The organism is Clostridium arbusti SL206, from assembly GCF_000246895.1.
GTDB classification, from domain to species: domain Bacteria; phylum Bacillota; class Clostridia; order Clostridiales; family Clostridiaceae; genus Clostridium_I; species Clostridium_I arbusti.
The window spans coordinates 1-24,460 of sequence record NZ_BAEV01000004.1 but is presented as its reverse complement, the minus strand read 5'-3'; the positions used below and the strand labels follow the sequence as shown (position 1 = coordinate 24,460).

The following is a 24,460-nucleotide window of genomic DNA, read 5'->3' as shown; positions in this document are numbered from 1 at the left end:
TCCTGATTTTTAATAATATCTATATACAATGAACATTCAAATTTAAGGGTTGAGGACTTTATAAAAGCCCTTTCTCCTTAAAACTTATGTAGTTATCAAAACTACCAATGATTATATGGTCTAATACTTCTATTCCTAATATTTTACCAGCTTCTTTCAACCTTTTTGTTATATTAATATCCTCGTTACTTGGTGTTGGGTTTCCTGAAGGGTGATTATGACCTATTAATATACTTGCAGCATTTCCTAGTATTGCCGTTTTAAATACTTCTCTAGGGTGTACAATAGAAGAATTTAAACTCCCTGTGGAACATATATTGATTGAGGTTGGATGATTTTTAACATCTAATGTTATTACTACTAATGCTTCCCTATCCATATCCCCTATAATGTTTTTAATTAAATCTACTGATTCTCTAGGTCTTGAGATATCCTCGTATTGATAATGTAATTCTTTTTCTTTCACCATTTTGATTGAAACAATTTGAATATTCATTTTAAAACCTCCTGATATTTTTTTATTTCCTTTCTACAATTATAATTATATCATTTTACTTAACTATTGTCAAGTAAATACTTAATAATAATTAAGTGAAATATAAAAATATTTATCTTGGATATTTGAAAAAAAGTTACAACTTTTGAAATGAAAATTGATTTTAAAAACAAAGTTTAATTAAATTAAAACTACCTCTTACTATTTATATTGTCTTTAATTGTTTAAGGAATTTTTATAAGTAATATATATGCTAGAAGGAAAGAAGAAAAAAAGAGAATACCCACCAAGTGGAATGATGGAAGTGGTCAGGGTGTTTTTCCATGACAAGGTGTCCATCATGTAATGCGGTAGCAGCAACCGAAGGGCGGTAGGAGAATGTAATACAAAATTTTTGTGCTACAACTCCTCATCAGCTGTGGCCCGAAAAATTTTGTATTACATTCTTATATTTCAACCATTCTATCAAAAAATAATAAATAGCAGTAGAATCTATTTACGGAAAACCTAAATTTGACGCAGTTAAGGATAAGTATTTATAGTAAAATAAAGGGCTACGGAGTTTAACCTATAGCCCTTTAAATATATTTATACAATAACATAATAAGATGCTATAATTTTACCACGCATTAATATAGCAGGATGTAATTCAATATTGTTATTATGTTTAAAAGCATCAGCATATACACCACAAAAAGTAGTTAGTTTTAATTCAGCTGCTGTTCCATATAGTTTCTGAAAATCACCATTTCTATTAAGTTCACAATAATTAGTCACAATAGGTCTAAGCATATAAATAACCTTCTCTCTTTTTAAATACTATAACTATTATATTAACAAGTAGCGTAAATGTAACCTATAAAATATAAGAAAAAGTATAAAATCGGGGTAATGGGAGCATCTTAACCAATGGCAATGTAGAAAGTATGTAACATTGAAAACATGAAAAAGTACCATTAATTACTTTGCCCCTGGTTGTAGATATGTTCCAGTTACCCTTTAAACTAAAAATAAGAATTAGACCCAATCAATTTTATTATTTCTAATAAAGAAATGAGAATTGCATGGAAAACCTGTTAAATATACTGATGGAGATAATGTAATTTTATTTTTTTTCATAGTTATTTCCCAATATGGTTTAATACTTGGATTTAAAGATAAAGTTACTTCTTTACCACATCCACATGGGCATTTGAATTTTACCCATTTAAATGAATTATTCTTTTTAACTATAGTTATGGCATTTTTTTGTGGTTTTACTGAAAAATTATTTTCAAAAATTACTTTCTTAAATTTTAATATACGTTTTTCTTTTTTACTAAAAATATTTTTAAGAATTTTAAGAATACTCATTTTACACCTGCCCAGGATAATAATAAAAATGGCTCAATATCACCACATCCAATAAGTTTTTCGGAATTACAAATACATTCACTATCAAAGTCTGGTTCTATAGTTAACGTCTTATTTGCCATAAATTTATATATTATATGTTTAATGTTTTTACCTTTAAAATTAGTTAATAATTGAATCATTTCTATTACAGCATATGATCCTATTAATGAATTATATGGAATAACTTGTACTTTATCTTTTGGAAGTTCAGGAACATACCCTTGTTCTTTTAATTTTATATATTCTTCATTTGTCATTAGTTCTGCTGATATCATATTAGAATCTATTATTCCACTACAAAATAAACATCTATCATTAGGTAAAACAACGTCTATCCTTCCAAAAATATCATTCAATATACCTTTTTTTGAATCAAATTTTATTCCGGCATCTATAAGAGGAATATAATAGGCTATTGCAATTTGATTTAATATAGATCTAGTAAAATGTGTATAATCCACGCATGAAAATATAAGATCACAATCTCTAAGTTTTTTTGCTGTATTAGGATTATCTAATTTTTCATTTATAGCTATAACATTCGTGCCAATGTTTATTTTTCCTATCATTTCTTGCATTAATGTTACTTTTGGTTTTCCTACATCTGAAAGATTACTTCCATGTATTCTTGTTATATTTGTATTTTCAATTTTATCATCATCAATTAGAGTAAGTTTACCTACTCCAAGCCTACATAATTCTTCAATTACAGCTGACCCGGTTCCACCACATCCAACTACTCCTATATGAATATTTTGAAGTATCTTTAACAGATCTTCTCCAAAAGCCAAAATATTTCTATTAAATATATCCTTATTAATAGTTTTTAAAGGATCACTATTAACTGAGTTTATAAATTTATATGTATCTCCTAATACTCTTATTTTAGATATTGAAGTATATCTTTCAGATTCATAGTTTAATATTCTTCCAGTAAAAGTATTTGAATCACTAAAAATCATACTTCCATGCAATTTGTTGTTAATTCTATTATAAGCATATCTTAGTAATTTAATTTCTTGTTCATTATCTATATCACTAAATTCACTTATGCCACATGGATGACAGTGAACCATTATAAAGCATAATTGATTAGACTTAGCTTTAGCGATTACAGGCATATATGAATCACAAGTATAATATATACCCATATTATTATTTTTTAAAATATGCTTATCTTCAACTTGAATCACTTCTTTAACTAAGAATCTAGTCTCAATTTCAGTTTGAGAAAGACTGCATAATAAATATGCAGCCTGTTCATTACCATCTTTAAACAAATGTTTTTGAAGTAAATTATAGTCTTTCTCTAAAAAAGTCATAGTGATATTTTTATTCATATAATAGTTATCCCCTTCCATTAACTAATACATCCTTTATTACATTTAAATGCTTGGACAAATTATAGGTAGGTTTCCAAGCATAATGCCTAGAAAATCTTTGCCATGATACATTTAAATAGTTTTGAAATTGATCTGCAGCTTGAGGATATTGGTTTGTTTCTCTTAATTTAATATGCGGATAAACCCAAAACATATCAAGGTTAGCCATAGGATATCCATTTGGTATTTTTATTAAAACTTTTGTTTTTTCTGTATTAAACATAGAAGATAGTTGATAATCTTTTATAACAAGAAGTGTTTCTCCAGGTAATTCATGCAGTTCATAATCTAAATTATGATTATCTAAAAAGTCCTTATCATTTGGTAACAATGGCATTATCCCTCACCTCAATTGTTCCATTTTGAATTCCTTTAGGAACAGAAAAGAATTCATCATTATTATTAATCTCATAAACAACATTATCTTCTATTAATTGATCTGCTCCATCATGTTTAACCTCTCTTATTAGCTTATACTCTGAAGGATTTATATCTGCTAAAATTTTTAGTTCAATACCGGTAAGTTGATCTTTTTCAGGATAATACTTTTTATTATCTATAGAAATTTTTATTTTTTCTTTGAAGTCCGATGAAAAAAACTTTTCTCCATGTGTAAGTTTGTACGTTTGAGAATTTATAATTTCTTCATCTGCCTTGTGAGGAATCTTTTTATAAAGAGCTACTTTTTCGGAAATGTGCGCTATCTCTTTTAACTCTAAACCTTTTAGTTCATTTTTATCAAGTGTGTATTTTTTTTCATTAATGTGAACATCTGAGTGTATATTCATATTATTGATAACCTCCTTAAAATTGGTAATTTGTGGAATTAATTTATAAATGCTCAATAACCATACTTTAACCATATATTAATTAGGCGTGGATCTTCTATGTGATTTTACTTTTGTTCCATTTGATTTAGTGTAAGATTTAACTGGAACTATTTTTTTATTTTGTTTTCCAGAAATACTACTTTTTGTTTTTGCCATAAAATTGCACCTCCATTATATTTTAATTTATTTATTATTTATCTTATTACAGATTACAAAACTTTATCTTTAAGTGTAGAACTGTATATATCTATATCATATACATTAGAGATATTATACTTTTCAACGACATTAGTGAAATATTCAGCTATAGCTTTCTTACTGATTATTTCATTTGATGGTTCATCATCTTTTTTTCCAACTCTAGCTTTATTCCAAGGCATTTCAGAATGAGTAAACTTTTCTAATATTTTTCCATTGTAGCAACCAAATGCTTTTAATATTCCATCTAATAGTGAAACTTTTTCTTCTGATAAATTATAAATACATTCATTTTTTATAGGATCATATCCAAATGACTTATATCGTGAATAAATTTCAGTGTATACTGGACCATGTACCCATGCTTCGCAGTCTTCTCTAAATAAGTAATCACCTCTTAACGCATAGTAGAATCCTTGTGCATAATATAATAATTTTTGTAATGCTAATGGCGTTACCTCATAATCTTTACTCAAAAAGTAACTTACTGTATTTTCTAAAACAGTATCCCCACAATTATCAATTGATGTTTCATCTAAATATTGATTTAAAGCCTTTTTACATTTTTTATATGCTATATCAGTTACTTTTTCCTTATTTTTTTCTAATAAAGATTTCATTGTTCTTGGGTCATCTAAACTTTTTAACGTATCTGAATAATCTTTTGATGGCGTAGATCCTTCCATATATCGTACAATAGTAATTTCTCCCCATCCTAATAATGATGCTAATGTAGTCTTACCTATATTGTACTTACTAAGTAATGAATTAATTTCATCTACTTGTATTAATCCAAGTTTTTTTCTATATTCTATATTTGCATTTTTAACATTAGTAATATTGTCTTCTTCTACATAAACTTCATTATGGCAATCAACACAATAGTCTTTTATTTTATTAAAAGTAACTTCTATTCCATTAATATTAATTGTTTCTTCTTCAATGACAGTATCGTACTCTATATCTTCATCACAAAATTCACAATATACTTTATTAATTTCTTTGAATTCCTTCTTTTTATTATTCATATTTATCTTCCTTTACTTTTATATTTTGAGGAGATAGTACCAGAATCATAAATATTTCATTTCATCATATAAAATTCTAATTATATACAAACTATGGTTAATATCCAATTTATTTATGATAATTTATACTAGTACTATTTCCATTATGTACTACTAAAAATCATTCCATAATACATTTAAAGGCTTCTCTGGCTTGTGAAGCGATAATACAAAAACATCTTCGTAACTCTTTTTTCTTCTCATTTTTAGTTTTAAATATATATCAGTCCTTCTATCCTGAAGAACATATGGTACTTTAAAAATATAAACTCGTTCTATTTTTATACCATTCTTTGTTTTTTTATAGTCATCAGCAGAGTAACAAAAATATTCTACAGATATTGATAAAACAACTTTCCAAATATCTCGTATACCATATTCAGCCTGAAAATTAAAATTCTTCTCATTTGAACTCAGATAATCTTTTTTTCCTTCTCTTATAAGTTCAAAACATCTATATATAAATTCTTTAATTTCACTTTTAGTATGATTAGTATATTTTTTACATTGATTTTCATCATCTATATTTTCAATCATTATTATTCCCTCCATTATGATTAATATACATTAATCTTATCACAATGATAAGATTTTTTCAATACATTTCATGAAAAAGTTTATCAATGATAATATTATTATATATCAGTTATAAATAAAACTATATAGATTTTAAAGTTCAACTAAACGGTAAACATCATCAATATCATCCTGGGAGATCCCAAGATAAAGCTTGGTTATTGATTGTGTTGAATGATTGAACAGCTCCATGAGCACCGGCACAGGTACTCCCTTCTTCCAGGAATGATACCCAAAAGTCTTTCTTAATGAACGGCAGCCTACATGTTCTTTTATTCCCACTGCTGCACAACTCTCTTTTATTATCTTTATAGCCATAAATCTTGTTATAGCTTTATTTTGACCATTACGGCTGCTGAAAATATACTCTGAAGGATTTATATGTCCAAGCTTTCTTTTATGCTTTAAAAGACCTTCTACAGTGTTTTTATTAAGTAAAAACTTCTTATCCTTACCGGTCTTTTGTTCTTTTATATATACATGAGTTTTAAAAGTCTTTTCCTCAAAGTCATATACATCCTCCCACGTTAATGAAAGTATATCTGAAATCCTGAGGGCTGTATTAAGTCCCAGCACAATTAAAGCATAGTTTCTCATACTACCTGCTCCAAGAAGATATTTCTTTAGATCTTTAATCTTCTTCTCTGATCTTATTGGTTCTACTCTTTCCATAATTAACTCCTTCTCTGTTTTTAAAGTGCCAAAAAGTCTTACCTTTTATTACCAATTCTATTTTTTGTAAAGCCTTATTTCATGCACCCTCTCTGTGTTTATTTAATTCAACATAATATATAATATTATTATATTATGTTGAATTCATTTTTGCAAATTTGCTTTTTTAAAATTAAAAAGTAAGAGCAAAGCCTTATATATCAAGGTTTTGCTCTTGTTTTCCCAATTCAACACAATTAGCATTGTGTGTAACTGAACTAAGATATTACTGTAAATTAGTTTTTATTTTTTTTAGTTTATAAAAAGTGATTATAACGCTTGAGTAATATTGTATCATCCAATCATACCATATCTCATGTTCATAATTTTCATGTTGTTTAGTATTTGTATGTCTAATATTGAAATTATTAACAATCTCAAAAATAAGTTTATCATGGTCATTCTTATTAGTTTCGTATCCATGATTTAAAATATCTTTTAATTCATCACGAAGTGGCTCTAATATATCTGCTAAAATGGTAATTGCTTTCGTTTTCATTTCCATATTTGAATCAAATCTATAATACATTTTTATTGCAGTTCTGGTTTTAGTCATTATATCCTCAGGCAATATCTTAGATAAGTCTTCTGATAACATGTTTTTTACAGGATCATTAGCACCTTTAGTTATAGTGCCACTATGTATTTCTAGGAAATACCCATCATCATATAATTGTAAAACATTATTTATTTGAATAGCAAATTCTTTTTTTACATCATTGTTTATAACACTATTTTTGTAATCATATGTACAAATCTTATCATACAAAATTTCTATTACAGTAAATAATTCCGTTTCTGTATAGTTTTCGTAATATTGAAATATTGGATATATTTCGTTGCTAGATAACTGTTTCATAAAGAATGTCTCTGGCGATGGAGCTAATAAGGGTGGTATTGTTAGATATTCTTCCTCCCATTGAGGTTTTTTCCAAACTCCCTTTATTGCCACATCAAAGCACTTCGTATTAGCAAAATACATGTATATTTTATAAAAATGTTGTTTTAAATCCTCAAAAGAAATATTAAAATTTTCTTCTAATAAATTATTACGTTCAGCATAATATTTCATAGTTAGTCCCCCCCCATAATAAAACTCATAGTTATTCTTCTATACATTTCTATATTTAGAGTGTACTATCCTTCCTTTAACCAAAGCGTCCTTTTTGATACCTTCTCATTACTTTCATTTGTTTCTTTAATTAAATTTCTCCTTTCTCACACATATATATATACTTAATATTTTACAACTCCATACCATTTAGCACATCTCTAAGTTTTTTCAATTCATCAACCGTTAAAGTAACTCCTTTACCCATTTTCTTATGATCTGGATCCCAATCTCTAATGTCAAACTTAGTTTCTTTATCATTCCAACTTATTAGGTTTAATTCTTTTTTCCACCCTTTTGGTGACTCTGAAAGAATCCCTGTGTTTTCTTTAATTTCAAACTTTATATCTGCCATAATACAACCCCACCTTTATTTTTTACTTCTCAAATCTTTATATGCTTCTCTTGCAATTTCTTCCATTACCGATTGATAGAAAGTCTTATCCTCGAACAATTTAGAAAAGGAAGACATTGATTCTGTGTAACAATCTTGTGCAATCTTTTTAAAGATTTCAGGGAAAATGCTTTGTTCAAATACCTCTGAGTCATTCTTTTTAGCATATTGCTTAAGTTTCTTATTGTCTTTTACACACTTGTTGTAAATCGTTTCTACAATAACCTTATCACCCTCAGTGAAAATGCCTTTAAACCTATCATTAATCTTGTTGATGATATTTTCTAAAAGCTCGTCTTCATTCTCTGGTTTTCCACCTGTATCAATGTTTTTTGGATTTATAAGAGTTTCATCTTCTACTGTTGGATTTAATGAAATATCACCTTTAAAAGTTTTCTCTAATTTGTAAAATTCAAGTTTCAATTTTCCTTCTAAATCTATATCCCTTCCATTAGCTTTTGGAAGTAATTTTTCAAGGTAAGCTGTAAAAACATATTCTTTGTGTAAATCCTTATCAAACATTCTTGCAATTTGAATAATGTAAGAATACCATTTGTTGAAGTTACGAACAGTTTTCTTAAATTCAAATCTCTTTTCTTCATTAAGTTCCAAATATCTATCAACTATAGGTTTTAAAAGGCTTGTCATTTTACCTAAGTCTGTAGCATTTTGATTTCCCTTTTTGTAATAAATTTTTACAAACTTCTCAACATCATCATCATTATAAATTTTGTAATTTCTTAGCATTATTTTTGTATCATAAATAAGATTGACATTAATCTCTTCATCTAAAATGGTTGATTCATAGTAAGGTTTGAAGGCTTCTTCTATTTCCTCTTTTGTGTTAACAAAATCAAGAATGAATGTATCTTCTTTACCTGCACAAATTCTATTTACTCGTGAAAGAGTTTGAACCGCTTTAACTCCACTTAGTTTCTTATCAACAAACATTGAATGTAATAGAGGTTCATCGAATCCTGTTTGATACTTTTCAGCTACAATTAACATATTAAAATCATCTGTATGAAAATCTGCTTTTAATTGATTTTCTTTAATGGTAGAACCATCTTTACGCTTATTTATACCTTCTTCAGTAAATTCCTCTGTGTCATCTTTTACAACACCTGAAAAAGCAATCAAAATATCTAAATCATCATAACCCTTTCTCTCAATATATCTTTTGAATTCGTGGTAATAACGAACTGCATGAAGTCTCGAAGCTGTGACTACCATCGCTTTACCTCTACCACCAATTTTATTTTTTGTTATATCTCGGAATTGTTCAATAATAATAGCTGTTTTTTGCTGCAAATTGTGAGGGTGTAATGATGCGTAACGTCTTACTGTTTTTATTGCTTTAGAAGTTGGTACTTCTGGATTATCTGCTGTATTTTTAGCAATTTTATAACAAACCTTATAAGTCATATAGTTCTTTAATACATCAAGAATAAATCCTTCTTCAATAGCCTGTCTCATACTGTAATTGTGGTATGGATGGAAAGTACCATCTGGATGTTTTTTACCAAACATTTCCAAAGTCTTTTCCTTTGGTGTTGCAGTAAAGGCAAAGAAAGAAAGATTTTTATGTTTACCCTGTGCTAATAACTCATTTACAAGTTTATCTTCATCATCTATTATTTCTGCTTCAGCTTTACCTTCAATTTCTGCATATTCCTTTAGAGCTTCTTCTTTATCTGCAAGAGCTGACTTTAATTTCCTTGCACTATTTCCTGTCTGGCTTGAATGAGCTTCATCTACAATAATTGCAAAATGTCTCCCTTTATTATCGTCAATTTCATTGTAAATTACAGGAAACTTTTGAAGAGTTGTAATGATAATTTTCTTTCCATCATTGATAGCATCTCTAAGGGCTTTGGAAGTCTTACCCTCACCAATTGTTTCAACGATGCCTTTTGTATGGTCAAAGCCTGAGATTGTATCTTGCAATTGACTATCAAGAACTCTTCTATCTGTAACTACAATAATGGAGGTAAAAATATTTTCATTATCTTTGTTATGTATACTTGATAACCCATAAGCTAACCATGCAATAGAATTACTTTTTCCAGAACCTGCACTATGTTGAATTAAATAATTATCACCACTACCATTAACTTTTATATCTGCAAGGATTTTTGTAACGACATCAAGTTGATGGTATCTTGGAAAAATAATTTTCTTAGATACTTTCTTGACTTCTTTACCGTCTTTTACTATTTTTGTTTCTTCAACACTTAAATGAATATATCTTTGCAAAATATCCATAAATACATCTTTAGTTAGAACCGATTCCCAAAGGTAAGAAGTTGCATAACCTTCTTTGTTTTCTGGATTACCTGCTCCGCCAACATTACCTGCACCATTTGAACCTTGGTTGAAAGGTAAGAAGAAAGTATTCTTGCCTTTTAACTCCGTTGTCATTGCTATTTCGTATAAATCTACTGCAAAATATACAAGAAATCTTTTATTGAATTGGAAGCATAATTCTTTAGGGTTTCTATCATACATAAATTGTGTTTTTGCATTTTCTACTGATTGTCCTGTAATTTGATTTTTCAATTCAAGTGCTGCCATTGGAATACCATTTAATGATAAAACCATATCAATAGAATTTTCATTCTCTGTTGAATACTTAAACTGTCTTGTACAAGTAAGAATATTTGATTCATATAACTTAATAACAGTTGGATTTAGTGTTGTTTCTGGTCTAAAATAAGCAATATTAATTTTAACTCCTCTGTCATTAATACCATGTCTAAGAACATGAATCAATCCGTGTATTTCAACTTCTTCGTTGAATCTTTTATATAATTTGCTTTCTGCATCAGTTTTATAATTTCTTACATATCGTTCCCATTGTTTGGGCTGAGTATCTTTGATAAAAGCTATTAATTTAGGCATATCAATAGCTTTCTCTCTACTATAAGTTATTAAATCTCCTTTTGTATAACCACCTTTTGAAAGAAGATAGGCTTCAATATCTTCCTCAAATCGTTTCTCTTTATAATCCAAGTTATTTCACCTCTCGTTTTCCTGTTACGCATTCGTAGATAAGTGATTTTTTGTAAGTTTCAATCTCTGTTATTAATTGTTCTTTTTGAGTTATAATGTTGTCTATTTCAAAACATTTTTTATCTAAATAATCTGCAATTTGCTGTTGTTCATCTTTTGATGGAATAATTACAGGAAGTTTTTTTAATAACTCTTGACTCAAAGAAGCTCTTGTAACTAAATTCATCTCTTTAACAAAAAATCTTCTATGCAACTCACTTCTAAAATAATATTTTGAATAATTTTCATTTAGTTCACTTGTAGAAGGTCTAAATCTAATTACAAATCCTGCAAAAACAGCATTCTCAATTGTCTTCAAACAAGTAGAAGCAAACCCAACCTCTTCAATCGTTTCGGAAGTTCTTGTAAAAAATACATCACCTTGTTTCACTGAATAATTCTTTCGGTCTGTATCATTTGAATTTATCAAACCAGAACCATTCAATGGCAATTCTATATTTTTGGATACATCACTATAACTTACAAATGGATACCCAAAACCAAAGTAATCAGAACTTTTACTAATACCATTTTGCAAAGTGCCTAAATATCTAAGCCTTTTTACGTTCCAATCTTTAGGTATTTCACCGATATACTCAACACCACTATCTTTCATTTCTACATCTGAATTTAAACCTTTCGTAACTGTTTCTGTGATAAGTGATTGTTTGTATTTCTTATATTCTTCAATAGAAAGAGTGGTTTGATTGATAATATTATCAATTTCAGATACTTTTTTCTCAAGATAATCTGCAGTTTTTTGTTGTTCTTGTGGAGATGGGTAAGGAAGCATTACTGTATTTAGTTTTATCATTTGAATTCTCATTCTAATTTCCATAATACCATTTCCATAACCTCTAAGATTATTTTGAAATACTTTTGTTTGAAAAATATTATTAAAGTACTCAACAGAGTCTTCTTTTTTTCTCGGATAGAGCATATAGTAGACTGGACTAACTGCTCCATAATATTTAGATAATCCAACTGAACCAATTACTACATTCATACTATTCAATACTATATCATTAGGTTGGGCTAATTTATATCCTGTCAAATCATCTTTTGATTTATTTCCTACATCACCTTTTTCCGTATAAGGAATAACCCCTCTATCGTTTGTCAACGATAAAATAAAATCTGTTTTTACAGGATTATTTGTTTCTTTTCTTTCTGCTAAAATAGATTTGAGATTTTTTGTTTTCCAATCAGTAGGTATTTCACCAATCCATTCAACACCACTATCTTTCATTTCTCTATTCATTAGCTTCACCATCCTCACCAAACAAAGACTTTAATGAAGCCATAAGCTTAGCTTCAATGTTACTAATTCTTGCTGCAATATCATCTGCCTTTTCTGGTGCTACATATTTGTAGAAGTACCTTGTAAATGGAATTTCATAGCCAACTTTTGTTTTTGACTTATCAATCCAAGCATCTGGGTTGTAAGGCAATACTTCTCTATTGAAGTAGCTGTCTATATCTTCTGTTATAGGTACATTTTCTGTATCTCTCTTAGATGTATCAACAGCAGGTTTGTTTTTCTTTTTAACAACATTGCCATCCTCATCTAATAAAGGACTTTCAATAACAATTTTGTTATAACCAAATTCAACATTATCAAAGATTTTAGACTCACAAGTCTTGTCGTCAAGAGTATACACTTTGTTTTGGAATTCACCATATGCTTTTACAATCATATCTCTACATTCTTCTGTAATATCATTACGTTTATTACCTATTGATTTTTTACGTTTTTCATACATTTTTGAAGCATCGATAAGTTGTACTTTTCCCTCTCTATGAGCTGGCTTATTTTTTGACATAATCCAAATATATGTAGTTATGCCTGTATTATAAAAGGCATCTGTACTAAGTTGAACAATAGCTTCTAACCAATCGTTTTCTATTATGTAACGTCTTATTTCACTTGAACCAGAACCAGCATCACCACTAAATAAAGGTGAAGCATTATGTACAATAGCCATTCTACCCGTATCTTTTATCTTACTAAGACCATTAAGGTCAAATAATTGTTGTCCATCACTAATTTTAGGAAGTCCAACACCAAATCTACCATTATCACCAAGTTTAGCTTCTGCTTCAACTGCGTTTTTTTCAACTTTCCAATCGATACCAAATGGTGGATTTGAAATACAGTAGTCAAAAGTGTAATTTTTAAACTTATCATCTGATAATGTATTACCTTGTCGCATATTATCTGCTCTGCCACCTTTGATTATCATATCTGCTTTTGCAATTGCAAAGGTTTCAGGATTAAGTTCTTGACCAAAGGTTGTGATTTCTGCTTCTTCATCTAAAAGTTCAAGTCTTTCTTCCATACAACCAAGCATCTGACTTGTACCCATAGTTTGGTCGTATACAGTTTTTACAACACCTTCTTCAATAAGTGTATCTTTCTCTTCTGAAATGAGTAAATCGGTCATAAGATAAATAATATCTCTACTTGTGAAATGTGCTCCTGCTTGTTCGTTGTAGGATTCAGAGAATCTTCTAACAAGTTCTTCGAATATATAACCCATATCAGCACTTGAGATAACATCAGCACCCATATAAGCACTTTTCTTATTAAATTCTTGAATTATAAGAAATAGCATACCGTTGTTAGCAAGTTTTGTGATTTCTTTTTCAAATTCAAAGTTTTCAAGAACATCCTGCACATTATCAGAAAAACCTGCAAGGAAAGTTCTAAAGTTTGCTTCTATGTGCTCTGAATCAGCTACTAAGTTTTCAAAGGTAAATGGACTTATATTATAAAAAGAATAGCCCGCTGCACTTTCAAGGAAACCATCTTTTACTTCAAAATTTTTTACTTCTTCATATTTATCCAAAACAGCTTGTTTTGTTGGCAGTAACGTATCATTAAATCTTTTTATAACAGTCATTGGAAGAATGACTTTCCCATACTCATGAGGTTTATATAATCCTTGTCCAATAATATCTGCAATGCTCCATATTAGGTTTGCTTTTTCGTTTATATTACCTGTTGTTTGTTGATTTTTCATTTGTTCTATCATTTTTTTCTATCCCCTTTACTATTTGAACTTTAATCTATTTGAAAGCATATTTTATTATTGAGATCCAAGAATATCATTACTTACCATACTTTTTTACAAGATTATAAAATGTACTTTTTTTTAAATTAAGCTTTGCCATAGCTTCAACTGCTGTTATATTATTAGACTTCCAATCTTTATAAGTTTCTTCCCAGCACTCAGGAAACTTAGCCTTAGGTCTACCAAGATGTTTCCCTTTAGTCTTTGCAATTTTAATACCTTCTTGTTGTCTTTTCTTAATATTTTCTCTTTCTTGCTCAGCAACAAAAGATAATACTTCTAAAACTAAATTAGAAACGAAGTTACCAATTAAATCCTTATACTGTGTAGTATCCAGTAAAGGCATGTCTAACACTTTAATATCTACACCTATTTCTTGAGTTATTTCTTCCCATTCTCTTTTAATTTCTCTTGAATTTCTTCCAAAACGGTCAATGGATTTTATGTATACTACATCACCATGTCTTAAAATAGTTTTAAGTGCCTTATATTTAGGTCTTTCGAAATCCTTGCCACTTTGCTTATCAACATATATATCACGTTCACCTATACCTAAAGCTAACATTTCCTCAAGCTGCCTATCTATATTTTGATCCGCGCTACTTACTCTAATATATCCAAAGACTTTTTGCATAACTTGTAATTTCCTCCTTAATTCAAGATTATATATATTAATTATAACAGAATCGTCTATAAATAGATCTTTTTATTTATAAACGTATAAAAATATTTTTTCATACCTTTATGGACTAAAATAGTATAAGAATTTAATAGTTTATAAAGGTGTACCTTTTAGGACATATTAAAAAATGATGTAAACCATACATACGGTTGACATCATTTTATTAGAATATAATAATAACATCTTTTACAAATATAACTTTATTTATTATATGGATAATTAGAAGCTTAAATATTATCTTATATCTATTATTCTTGATTAGCACTTTTCAAGCTCTAAATTTATAAAACTAGTTCTTTAAGACTCAAATTAAATAATCCTAAAGTCTTATAATTTCTATATTTTCTCTTCCACACTAAACTTTACATCATAACTTTTGCTAGTCTCATCAAATGACTCAATATAATTGCAACTGACCAACTTTTCTAGAAGATATTTAATAGAATTACTTTTTTCCATCTTCAAATCTTGTCCTTCTTGGGAACTCTTTTCACAAAGTAAATTTAATGGTTCTCCTAAAGTATTTAGATATTTTTTAATATCTTCTAAACTAAAATCTTTTACCTTATTAGCAAGTAACAGTACCCTTTCTTTATAATAATTATCAAGATGAATTAGTGATTCAAATATTGAACTATCTAACTTATCAATTATTTCTTCTTTATTTAATTCAAAAATCAGTTTTATTAGTTCTACATCATCAAAATTTTTCAAAACAAGTTCTTTATAAGAATTAATCAGCATTAATTTATTTTCTGACCTAATCTTATTCTCATCTAAATACACTTTTATATTGTTAATTTCTAATGGAATTTCTTTAGAATTCTCCAAAAGCTTATCAAAATTTTTAATACTCCAATTGTAGTACAATTCATCATAATTATTTTTCAAATATATAAAGCTATTTGTAGAAATTTCTATACAATTATTATCTAAAATTAATTTCATTCTTTTAGAAGATATTTTACTATTTTCAGAATAAGAATAATAATTTGGAATGTCTTCTTGAATTTTATTTAAAAAGTTATCACTTAAGTTTTCATTTTCATATAAGTATTGGTATAATTCTTCACAAACCTCCTTAGAAAACTCGTTTATGCCTTCCATTTTATCTATTCTAATAACTGATAGCATCTTATATACATCACCTTGGTTAAGCTGTTCAATTATCTTATCGTTAAGTTCATTAAAATGCTCAAAATAGCAAATGATATTAAACCATGTTATATCCCATTTATTACACTCCACTATTGTGTTCCATAAGTTGCTAGGGACTTTTTTAAAATTTTTAATAATAACGTTAGATTTATTTATAATTTTAATTTTTATATCATCACTATCTATTTTGTCGCTATTTAAAAATTCTTCAATAACCGATACATCTTCCTCCGTATTTTGTGGCAACTTTAAAAATACTTCTGTTAAATATTCTTTCAAATTACTTTCTATATAATTACTTAAGCTTTCATTTCCAAGCATTTTAATAGAAGAATAATTTTTAGATTCAAACACTTTGATTTTTTCTTCATCAAAGTTAACGAGGTTCTCATAGAAATACCTTATCATGCTTTCATTTATTTGAAACATAGTATTTTCTAAAATATATATTATAAGTTTATTTTCTAGTTCTTGTTCAGTATCTGATGAATATTCCACTTTTGGTGGCTCCAATAAATGAAATTTAATACTTAACTTCTGGAACACTGTTTTTAATTTCTTTTCTACATCATCTCTATCTCTATACTTCATATGAAATATATATTGTGTATTTTCTATAAAGCTTTGTATGCTTTCTTTTTCATTCAGTGCAATAATAACATTCACATCACAAGAACTTATAATCCATGTAAAAAAGTCATCAATTCTTTCAGTGGCTAGTTTGGATTTATTTATAATAAAATTCCAGAATCCAGTATACATCTTACAAAATTCAGCAATAAATATTTCCTTATGCTCTGATTTTTCACAGAATTGATCAATAAAATCTATTTTTGAATCTATATCTTTTATTAGTGCTTGAAAAATTATGTTAAGTCTCCATTTTTCAGTAGATAAATTACCTAATAAGTAGTCTATTAAAGAATTATTTAATACTGATTTACTTTTAAACTCATTCGCAGATATATCTTTTATTATTTCATTAACTTTATTAAGTCTATAATCATACCCTAATTCATTATAATTTTTAACACTGCGCAAGAAATCCATGTCTTCTTGAGTTACTGCTCCTGGATAAAAGTGTGACATATAGTATCTATATGTTTCGTCAATATATCCTTGCCTTATTAGGAATATAAGCAATTTCTTATCTTTTATATCATCAAAAATTTCATTAGTATCATATTCCTCAATAAGATTTTTTAATGTAATTAATCGAAGTTCATTTTTCTTATTTATATATTCATTAAGTTCTTCTTTTTCCTTCTGCATCTTTTCTTTGTTCTTTAACTCGATAGCTTTAGCCATAGTAAAAAAATCATCATATACTCCAAAAGCAGTAAATATTTCATTATATGAAAATGATTGATTTCTATTATTAACAGCTATTGAATTTTTTCTATCAAATTCGTCTTTATTTACTACTATATTAGTATTAATATCAGATACATTTATTTGTCGCTGATTGTAATAATCGCTGTTGCTATTTGAATAAATATTATTTATACCATGTTTTTTCCAATGGTAAACAAAAATAGCCTGCAACTCTCCAATTGAATTAGCAATCATGGTATCTGATAAATTAATTAAATTTTTACTATTTTGAATCTTCTCTTCTAACTTTTTTATTTCTTGTTCTATAATCTCTCCTTTTTTATCAAACACAGTCTTTACAAGACCATTGTCATATTGTAACTCTGAAAAATCTCTTGGAATAAAATTTTTATATACAATAATTGAAAACAGTTTATTTGCATCTATTTTATCATTATTAATTTGCTTATAGTAAATAATATACTCATTAATAATATTATTCAACATTCTCATATCATCTAAAAATATGGTAATATCTTTAATTAACTTTTCAGAAGGCTTTTTAATATTACTATGATCATATATATAATTGAACTTGTTCAAAACTACTTGTCTAGAGTTAAAAGCATCAACAAAAGGAATAACTGGAATAATGAAATCAAAAAACTTTGTACGATCCTTATCTGAAAATATATCGTCCTTTATTGCGTACAAAAAAATTATTCTCCTATTAATTTTTTCATAATTGTATAAAAAAGTATTTATTTCTCTGAGATTGGTGAAAATAGATGGGTTTTCAAATCTATCAATATCTTCAAAAACTACTATTTCATACTGTGTCTCTTCAAAAAAATATAACAACTCATCAAGATATTTATTATAAATAGATTCTTTATTATTTTCTCCTATTCCTATTTCTATTTTATTAAATTTTATCTTAACAATGCTAAAGCTTTTAAAAACCAAATTAATCAAATAATATAATACCATTATTGATGTAATACTAAAAATTACACTTACAATAAAGGTTAACCATTTATCTTTAAATGATTGCAATATACTTCGATGATTAACAAATATCTCCTGCAAATTTAGAATAGTAATATTATTATATAATAACCATCCACTTATAAAAAATATGAGCCCAATTATTAGAATCCTCCAAACAGTTTTTTTAGATATTTTGTTTATTTTTTTAAATCTAGAAAATGGTGTTTTTTTTCCGTCTACTCTATAAATCATCTGTTCTAAGATACTTTTTTCTATAAGTTGTTGATTATTTTCATGTTCGCTTTTTTCATCAAAATTAGCTAATGAAATTTTCAAAAATTTGTCTTTTTTTATATAAGATTTTTTTATATAACTTTCAATTATGGTACTTTTACCAGCACCATATGATCCAGATAAAGCAATATTCCTTATTTTTGAATTATATTTTATTGCCCAATCTAATGCTTCATGATAAGTTTTAACCTTATCAACTTCATCTTTTGGCATTAAATCTGAGTAGAAAATTCCTATATACTCAATATTAACTTTTGAACGTAAATTATTTTTTAATTTTTCAATATTGCATTGGAAATCCTCTAGTACTTTAATTATTTTTAAATATATACCTTTCTTTCTCATTTATATAGTATCTTCTCCTCTTAAATATAAATTTATATTAATTGACTTAAATTTTATCTATAGTATTTCTAAAACTTATTAGTTAAGATTTCATTTTCAAACTACCCATTATTAGTCTAATACGAAGTATAATATGAATTAAATTATTAAAATTTAATCAATCATCATCACTCGTAAATCCACACTTAGGACAAACATTCTCGATTCGAGAATACCCAGAATACTTGCACCTTGAGCAAGTATAGTAATGTAATTGAGTATTAATTTCATAAAGTTGTTTTTGAAGTTCTGGAAAAACTCGCTTAATAAAGTCAATGTATTCGTTACTAACTATTTCCCCATGAACACCTCTGTTCGCAATTTTTATAATTTGACTAATCAGGTCTACTGTTTTCACATTTATTACTTCACATCTATTCAAATGTCTCATCATTTCAATCATCGATTTATGACCATTATAACCTGTTTTTTCACATAAATCTGTCAAAGTTTTTTCAATCATTAACCTAACTTTGAATAAGTATATAGATTCTTCTGTAATTTCAATATCAATGTTACTCAGTACTCCTGCCTCTGTTGATATATCATTTTGGGGTTTAGACTTTGCTCCACTTAAATTATCATCTATAGTATTCGAATTGGTTATAAATTCCTCAAATAATTCCTTAAGTTTTTGTTCTGTAGGAAGAAAACTATTTCCAAAATTTATTGTATTCTCATTAGAATTAGAAATTTTTAAGTCCATAATTTGCATACGAAGATCATTTAGATTTTCCTTTACTTCGGTTTTTGCCTTTTCCACTTCTTTTTTTAACTTTATACCGAAGAATTCCATTTCAGAAAACAAAGGGAGCAACAAAAGAATGAGCCATAGAATAAAAATCAAATTCGTAGCGTTAAACTCTTTAAGTTGGTAAATATCATTTTTGTAATACAAAATATATATAGTACTCGATATTAATAGTACTATATACCAGCATTTCTGCCTAAAATAAGAAACAATCATTTCTTTAAATTTCATATTCGTCACCGCAACCATCTATCAATTTCTCAGTAAATGAGACCGAACATTAAATAAATTTTGACTTATACTAATTCCTCCATTTGCAAAGGAAGTCAATGGCATTTTTTAACTTCCGATTATAAACATTATCTCTAGTTTTTATAATATTGCCTTTTATGATATTATTCTACAAATAACCTTAATTTCCTCCAAAAATAAGATTTTTAGTAATACTTTACTTTAAAAATAAATATTTACTTATTTAAATATAATATTTTATGAATTCCACACAACTGCTATTGTGTGGAATTCATAATTACTCTAAAAATTAAAAATGTAATACAAATTTTTTTGTATTACATCATGTGTCCATTTAAAAATTACGATATATTCATCATTAATTCTTCTACCTCTTTTTTAGATAGATTATTTAATTTTTCTATAATTTCTTTTTTAAATTCTTCCAATTCTATTTTATTTTCTTTACTTACTTTTAAATTCTCAATTTCTTTTATTAAAACATCTTTGTCCAGTGAGAAAAAACCTGTTAAAAATATTTCTTCTTCTATACTAAATTGATTTCTCTTCAACTTTAGCCACACTCCTTTTTACATCTTTTTTTTTATCTAAATTATTTGTAATTTTAATTTTTTCAAATTTTTCTTTAACACTTTTTCTTTGAATCAAATCTTTGTTTTTTTCAATACTTAATTTTATTTGTTTATTATAAAATTCTGTTAAATTCTTACTGTATTTTGTTCCAATATTGTATTTAAAGTTAGCAGCTGCATTACTTGTAAGATACAGCTTAAAACTTGTTTTAACAAAAGGTATATATTCACCCTTCTCTTTAGCTTCTTTTCTTAATCTAGTAACTTCTTTTTCTGCCTGTTCAAATTTTTTATCTGCTTCACTGAATTTTAATATTTCATTTTGTTTAAAATACTTTTCATTTTCACAAGATGTAATTAAAACAATTGGATCTTTATAGATACCTTCTTCGGTTAATTCTGCTAATTGTTTAGCTTTATTAAGCTTATTCTTTATTTTCACTTCATCAATTATTGTAGTTTCAATTTCTTTATTTTGAATATTTTCTATTTCTGAATTATTTACTATATTTTCAACTTTGTCATTGGTTATTTCCTTATCCTTTAATAGTTCTAAAGTTTTTTCTATACTGTCTTCAATTTCATTAATTAATTTGTTTGATTCTTTTTGAATAGTATTTAAAGATTTTTTAAGATCGTTAAGATCTTTTCCATTACTCCATGATGCCACGTAACCAAAGCTATAATCTGACGTATCTAAGTTAAAATGATTTGATACAACAAAAGCGACACTTTCAGCTTCTATTTCTTGAATATTTCTTTCTTTATTATCCAGCTTTTGTGCATTAAGATTATGTAATCTACTATGTGTAGTTTCATGAATTAAAGTTTTTAATATCTGCTGTTCACTCATACCTTCTTTTACTGCAATTCTATTATCCGTTAAACTATAGTATCCCTTACTTCCTGTTGTTATATTTTCAAAGGATACTGGTATCTTAGCAACATCAATTATAGCATTTTTAATTAAATCATAATTATCTGCTCTTCCTTTTAATTCATCTATTAATGAAGGTATTTCTTTACCTTCTGTCTGTTTTATATCGAAAACTGATACAGTTCTATAGCTTATCCATTCCTTTTTTTCTTTTTGAATTTCCCCAGTTGAATGATCTTTAAGTGGTAGTTTGGTTACAGGATCTAACTTATTTACAAAACTTGAATGTTTCATAGGTACTAAAATTTTTAAAGCTTTAGACCCTTTTAATACTTTTCTTCCTAAATCATTCCACTTTCTAAAACCAGTAACTAATGAGCAGTTTGGATCTTGCATTTTTAACCACATGATATTTCCAAAACTATATTTATGAAACTTAGACATTGCTTTTAAATAGTCTTTATATTTTTCACTATCATAAACGTCTTTAACTCCTTTAGATAATTTTTCTATAATATCACTAATTTCTCTCTTTATATTTTCTATATTATTACCATATTTTTTATGCACCATTGGTATTATCACTTCCTATTTTATTTTGTACTTTAGTCAAATCGCCTTGTTTAACAGCTTCTAATATTTCATCAACAGATATACCTCTTGTTTCTAAAACTTGTGCAATATCATTCATTTTTATTGCTGCCTTTTTATTTTCTAATTCCGTAATTTGATTTTTTAGTTGATCTGCTTCTGTTTGCCACTTTTCTACATTGTTTTGGACCTTACTAAGTTTATTTTTTAGTTTTACAATTTTCTCTTCAATTTCTTTTGTCTCTTTCATTTTAATTCTCTCTTTCTATTCATTATTTTTAACTCTATATGCTAAATAAGCGATACCGATTATAATTATTAAAATAATTGTTATTGAGTATCCTACTAAATATTTTTTGAATTTATTTACAATCAAAGTAGTACTAAAAACAGAAGTATTTTTTTTAACACTACTTTGATCATTATTAGTACTATTTTGAATACTTGCACTTGCATTATTACTTTCTTGTGATGGTGCAATTAATTTTAATTTATTAACCATCTCATCACGAACAGTATTTATATATACTTTTACTTCTTTTCTATTTACTTTTGAATAATCTATATTTCCATTTTTAGCAAGCTCATTTGACACTGGATATATGTATAACACTACACATTTAGTTTTTAAAAAATCTATATCTGTTATTTCAAAATTTTTTATATTATTATCATCTGATGATGTTTCTTTAACTGTAAGTTTTCCATTATTATCATTTACTGCATCTACTTTATATCCTGCTAAATCTATTGCATTTTGTGTATAGATTTGAAATTTTAGAGTATTATCTGTCATTGTATCAATTGTCATTTTATTTAGGCTAAAATCAACATTTAAATTTCCATTCTTTTCATTTAATATCACATCATAATTTTCATTTGTCTTTTCTTGATTGCTACTAATATCACTTTTAGTGCTATTAGTAACATTGGTGTCATTAGTATTATTAATAATATCAGCCTTAGTAAGAATATTAATATTAAAAATAGATATTATTAATATTGATAATACTAATAGAAATTTAAAGCTTACTTTCTTCATTTTTTTCACTCACCTTTTATTTATCATAACTATCTAAGCCATAAGATAGAATTAATTTTATTAATGATTCAGGATAATCAGGATCTGTAGCGTATCCTGAATTTTTTAATGAAACTGCTTGTCCTCTAAAATCTGTAGCACTAAAAACGCCACCTTTTGTATAATTACTATTTACTTTCAAAAATTTTCCATGATCTTCTATACTATCTGCCCAAGAAGGATAGGCTCTAAATTTATCTTCTATAGAAACAGCTGCACCGTTATAGAATTCAGAAGTTAACATTGTTACAAAAGGCCCCTGCCAATTATAAGCTTTTATCCCGAAAAGGTTATTAGCTTTTGCAGTTAAACCACTTCTTCCCCAACCACTCTCAAGTATTGCTTGTGCAATTGTTATAGAAGCAAAAACACCATATTCTTTTTGAGTTTGCTGTGCAGTAGGTGCTATTTTATCTATAAATTCTTTCTGCGTCATATTTGGATTGATTTTTTCTGCTGTTATACCTGAAAGATTATCATTACTGCTTGAATTCTTAGCAAAAGCCACTCCTGCAGAGCTCATAATATTCATAAGGAAAATGAAAGCAACAATAATAGAAATAGCAATTGCAACAGTAATATTATTTTTAGGATTAATAATTATGTCTGCTACATTTTTAATTGATCCACTTATTTTTACAGGTATATTTTTTACTGAATTGCTTATTTTCTTTAATTTATCTTTTTTTGCATATATCTTATTTCTTATTTTTTTAATTACATTATTTTTTAATATAATTTTTGACCGCTCATTTTTCATTATATTTTTACCTGAAAGTTTTGCTATTTTGCTTGTTTTCTTTACTGCTGTGTGTATTCTATTTCCTACTTTTTTGCTTTTACTTGCATAGTCCTTCATTTTGTGTATAGAGCCTAATCCTGTATCTGTTTCTTCTGTAGCTTCAAGCATATCTATACCTTTATCAAAAGTATTTTTTCCTATATTTTTAAATCCATTTTTAAGTATATTACCTTTTTTTATTTCTCCATTTTTATATGATCTTACTGTTGAAGTAGTTTCTTTAGTATAATGAATTCCTTTATGCGTTGTATCTAAGGTTGATGAAACGCCTGTAATTGAAATATCAACCGTATCATCAATATTATTTTCTGCTGATTTTATTATGCCTTCTATATCTTTAAATGATTGAGCAAAACCTTTATTTATATTAGAAACAATTATTTTACTATTACGTCTTCTATTTATAACATTTTGTTTGTTTTCTACT

General features: G+C 27.0%; 22 protein-coding genes. All 22 read right to left on the bottom strand.

The window, feature by feature from the left end; translation table 11 throughout:
- Positions 1-58: 58 nt before the first annotated feature.
- Entirely contained in the window at positions 59-496 is a 438-nt protein-coding gene (locus tag RH99_RS01520; RefSeq protein ID WP_010233423.1) for a JAB domain-containing protein, read from the bottom strand.
- A 588-nt stretch (positions 497-1,084) separates the two neighbouring features.
- Complete coding sequence (locus RH99_RS01515; protein ID WP_010233422.1) at positions 1,085-1,288, bottom strand: hypothetical protein; 204 nt, start codon at positions 1,286-1,288, stop codon at positions 1,085-1,087.
- Between the two features lie 225 nt (positions 1,289-1,513).
- Positions 1,514-1,849: a ubiquitination-like system serine protease family protein gene (locus RH99_RS18170; RefSeq protein ID WP_010233421.1), complete on the bottom strand. Its 336-nt coding sequence runs from the start codon at positions 1,847-1,849 to the stop codon at positions 1,514-1,516.
- On the bottom strand, positions 1,846-3,231 hold the full coding sequence (locus tag RH99_RS01505) for a HesA/MoeB/ThiF family protein (RefSeq protein ID WP_158511920.1): 1,386 nt from the start codon (positions 3,229-3,231) through the stop codon (positions 1,846-1,848). Before RH99_RS01505 ends, RH99_RS18170 begins: the two co-directional genes overlap by 4 nt.
- Before the next feature lie 7 nt (positions 3,232-3,238).
- Positions 3,239-3,610, bottom strand: coding sequence for an E2/UBC family protein (locus RH99_RS01500; protein WP_010233419.1), 372 nt, complete (start codon positions 3,608-3,610; stop codon positions 3,239-3,241).
- Positions 3,591-4,061 (bottom strand): multiubiquitin domain-containing protein, encoded by a 471-nt coding sequence (locus tag RH99_RS01495; RefSeq protein ID WP_010233418.1) that lies wholly within the window; start codon positions 4,059-4,061, stop codon positions 3,591-3,593. The genes RH99_RS01500 and RH99_RS01495 overlap by 20 nt, the downstream gene beginning before the upstream one ends.
- A gap of 251 nt (positions 4,062-4,312) precedes the next feature.
- On the bottom strand, positions 4,313-5,329 hold the full coding sequence (locus RH99_RS01490; RefSeq protein ID WP_010233417.1) for a type II toxin-antitoxin system antitoxin SocA domain-containing protein: 1,017 nt from the start codon (positions 5,327-5,329) through the stop codon (positions 4,313-4,315).
- Positions 5,330-5,482: 153 nt separating this feature from the next.
- On the bottom strand, positions 5,483-5,905 hold the full coding sequence (locus RH99_RS01485) for a hypothetical protein (RefSeq protein ID WP_010233416.1): 423 nt from the start codon (positions 5,903-5,905) through the stop codon (positions 5,483-5,485).
- 132 nt (positions 5,906-6,037) lie between these two features.
- On the bottom strand, positions 6,038-6,616 hold the full coding sequence (locus tag RH99_RS01480; protein ID WP_010233415.1) for a site-specific integrase: 579 nt from the start codon (positions 6,614-6,616) through the stop codon (positions 6,038-6,040).
- A 265-nt stretch (positions 6,617-6,881) separates the two neighbouring features.
- Positions 6,882-7,727, bottom strand: coding sequence for a hypothetical protein (locus RH99_RS01475; RefSeq protein WP_010233414.1), 846 nt, complete (start codon positions 7,725-7,727; stop codon positions 6,882-6,884).
- 172 nt (positions 7,728-7,899) lie between these two features.
- The gene (locus tag RH99_RS01470; RefSeq protein WP_010233413.1) at positions 7,900-8,121 is read right to left on the bottom strand and encodes a YdbC family protein; all 222 of its coding nucleotides are present in this window, start codon (positions 8,119-8,121) and stop codon (positions 7,900-7,902) included.
- A 15-nt stretch (positions 8,122-8,136) separates the two neighbouring features.
- Positions 8,137-11,172 (bottom strand): type I restriction endonuclease subunit R, encoded by a 3,036-nt coding sequence (locus tag RH99_RS01465; RefSeq protein WP_010233412.1) that lies wholly within the window; start codon positions 11,170-11,172, stop codon positions 8,137-8,139.
- A gap of 1 nt (position 11,173) precedes the next feature.
- Entirely contained in the window at positions 11,174-12,472 is a 1,299-nt protein-coding gene (locus RH99_RS01460; RefSeq protein WP_010233411.1) for a restriction endonuclease subunit S, read from the bottom strand.
- Entirely contained in the window at positions 12,465-14,246 is a 1,782-nt protein-coding gene (locus RH99_RS01455) for a type I restriction-modification system subunit M (RefSeq protein WP_010233408.1), read from the bottom strand. The genes RH99_RS01460 and RH99_RS01455 overlap by 8 nt, the downstream gene beginning before the upstream one ends.
- A gap of 76 nt (positions 14,247-14,322) precedes the next feature.
- A complete protein-coding gene (locus RH99_RS01450) occupies positions 14,323-14,919 on the bottom strand; it encodes a recombinase family protein (RefSeq protein ID WP_010233407.1) in 597 nt (198 codons plus the stop codon).
- 384 nt (positions 14,920-15,303) lie between these two features.
- Positions 15,304-19,068 carry a YobI family P-loop NTPase gene (locus RH99_RS01445; protein WP_010233406.1) on the bottom strand — a complete coding sequence of 1,255 codons (3,765 nt, stop codon included), beginning with the start codon at positions 19,066-19,068 and terminating at the stop codon, positions 15,304-15,306.
- 157 nt (positions 19,069-19,225) lie between these two features.
- Entirely contained in the window at positions 19,226-19,903 is a 678-nt protein-coding gene (locus RH99_RS01440; protein WP_243441431.1) for a hypothetical protein, read from the bottom strand.
- 548 nt (positions 19,904-20,451) lie between these two features.
- Complete coding sequence (locus tag RH99_RS01435; protein WP_010233400.1) at positions 20,452-20,661, bottom strand: hypothetical protein; 210 nt, start codon at positions 20,659-20,661, stop codon at positions 20,452-20,454.
- Positions 20,642-22,132: an ArdC family protein gene (locus tag RH99_RS01430; protein ID WP_010233398.1), complete on the bottom strand. Its 1,491-nt coding sequence runs from the start codon at positions 22,130-22,132 to the stop codon at positions 20,642-20,644. Before RH99_RS01430 ends, RH99_RS01435 begins: the two co-directional genes overlap by 20 nt.
- Entirely contained in the window at positions 22,122-22,400 is a 279-nt protein-coding gene (locus RH99_RS01425; protein ID WP_010233395.1) for a hypothetical protein, read from the bottom strand. The genes RH99_RS01430 and RH99_RS01425 overlap by 11 nt, the downstream gene beginning before the upstream one ends.
- Before the next feature lie 15 nt (positions 22,401-22,415).
- Positions 22,416-23,192 (bottom strand): hypothetical protein, encoded by a 777-nt coding sequence (locus RH99_RS01420; protein ID WP_010233391.1) that lies wholly within the window; start codon positions 23,190-23,192, stop codon positions 22,416-22,418.
- A 16-nt stretch (positions 23,193-23,208) separates the two neighbouring features.
- Positions 23,209-24,460 (bottom strand): glucosaminidase domain-containing protein (locus tag RH99_RS18165; RefSeq protein WP_010233390.1); only part of this gene is annotated, 1,252 nt, incomplete at its 5' end.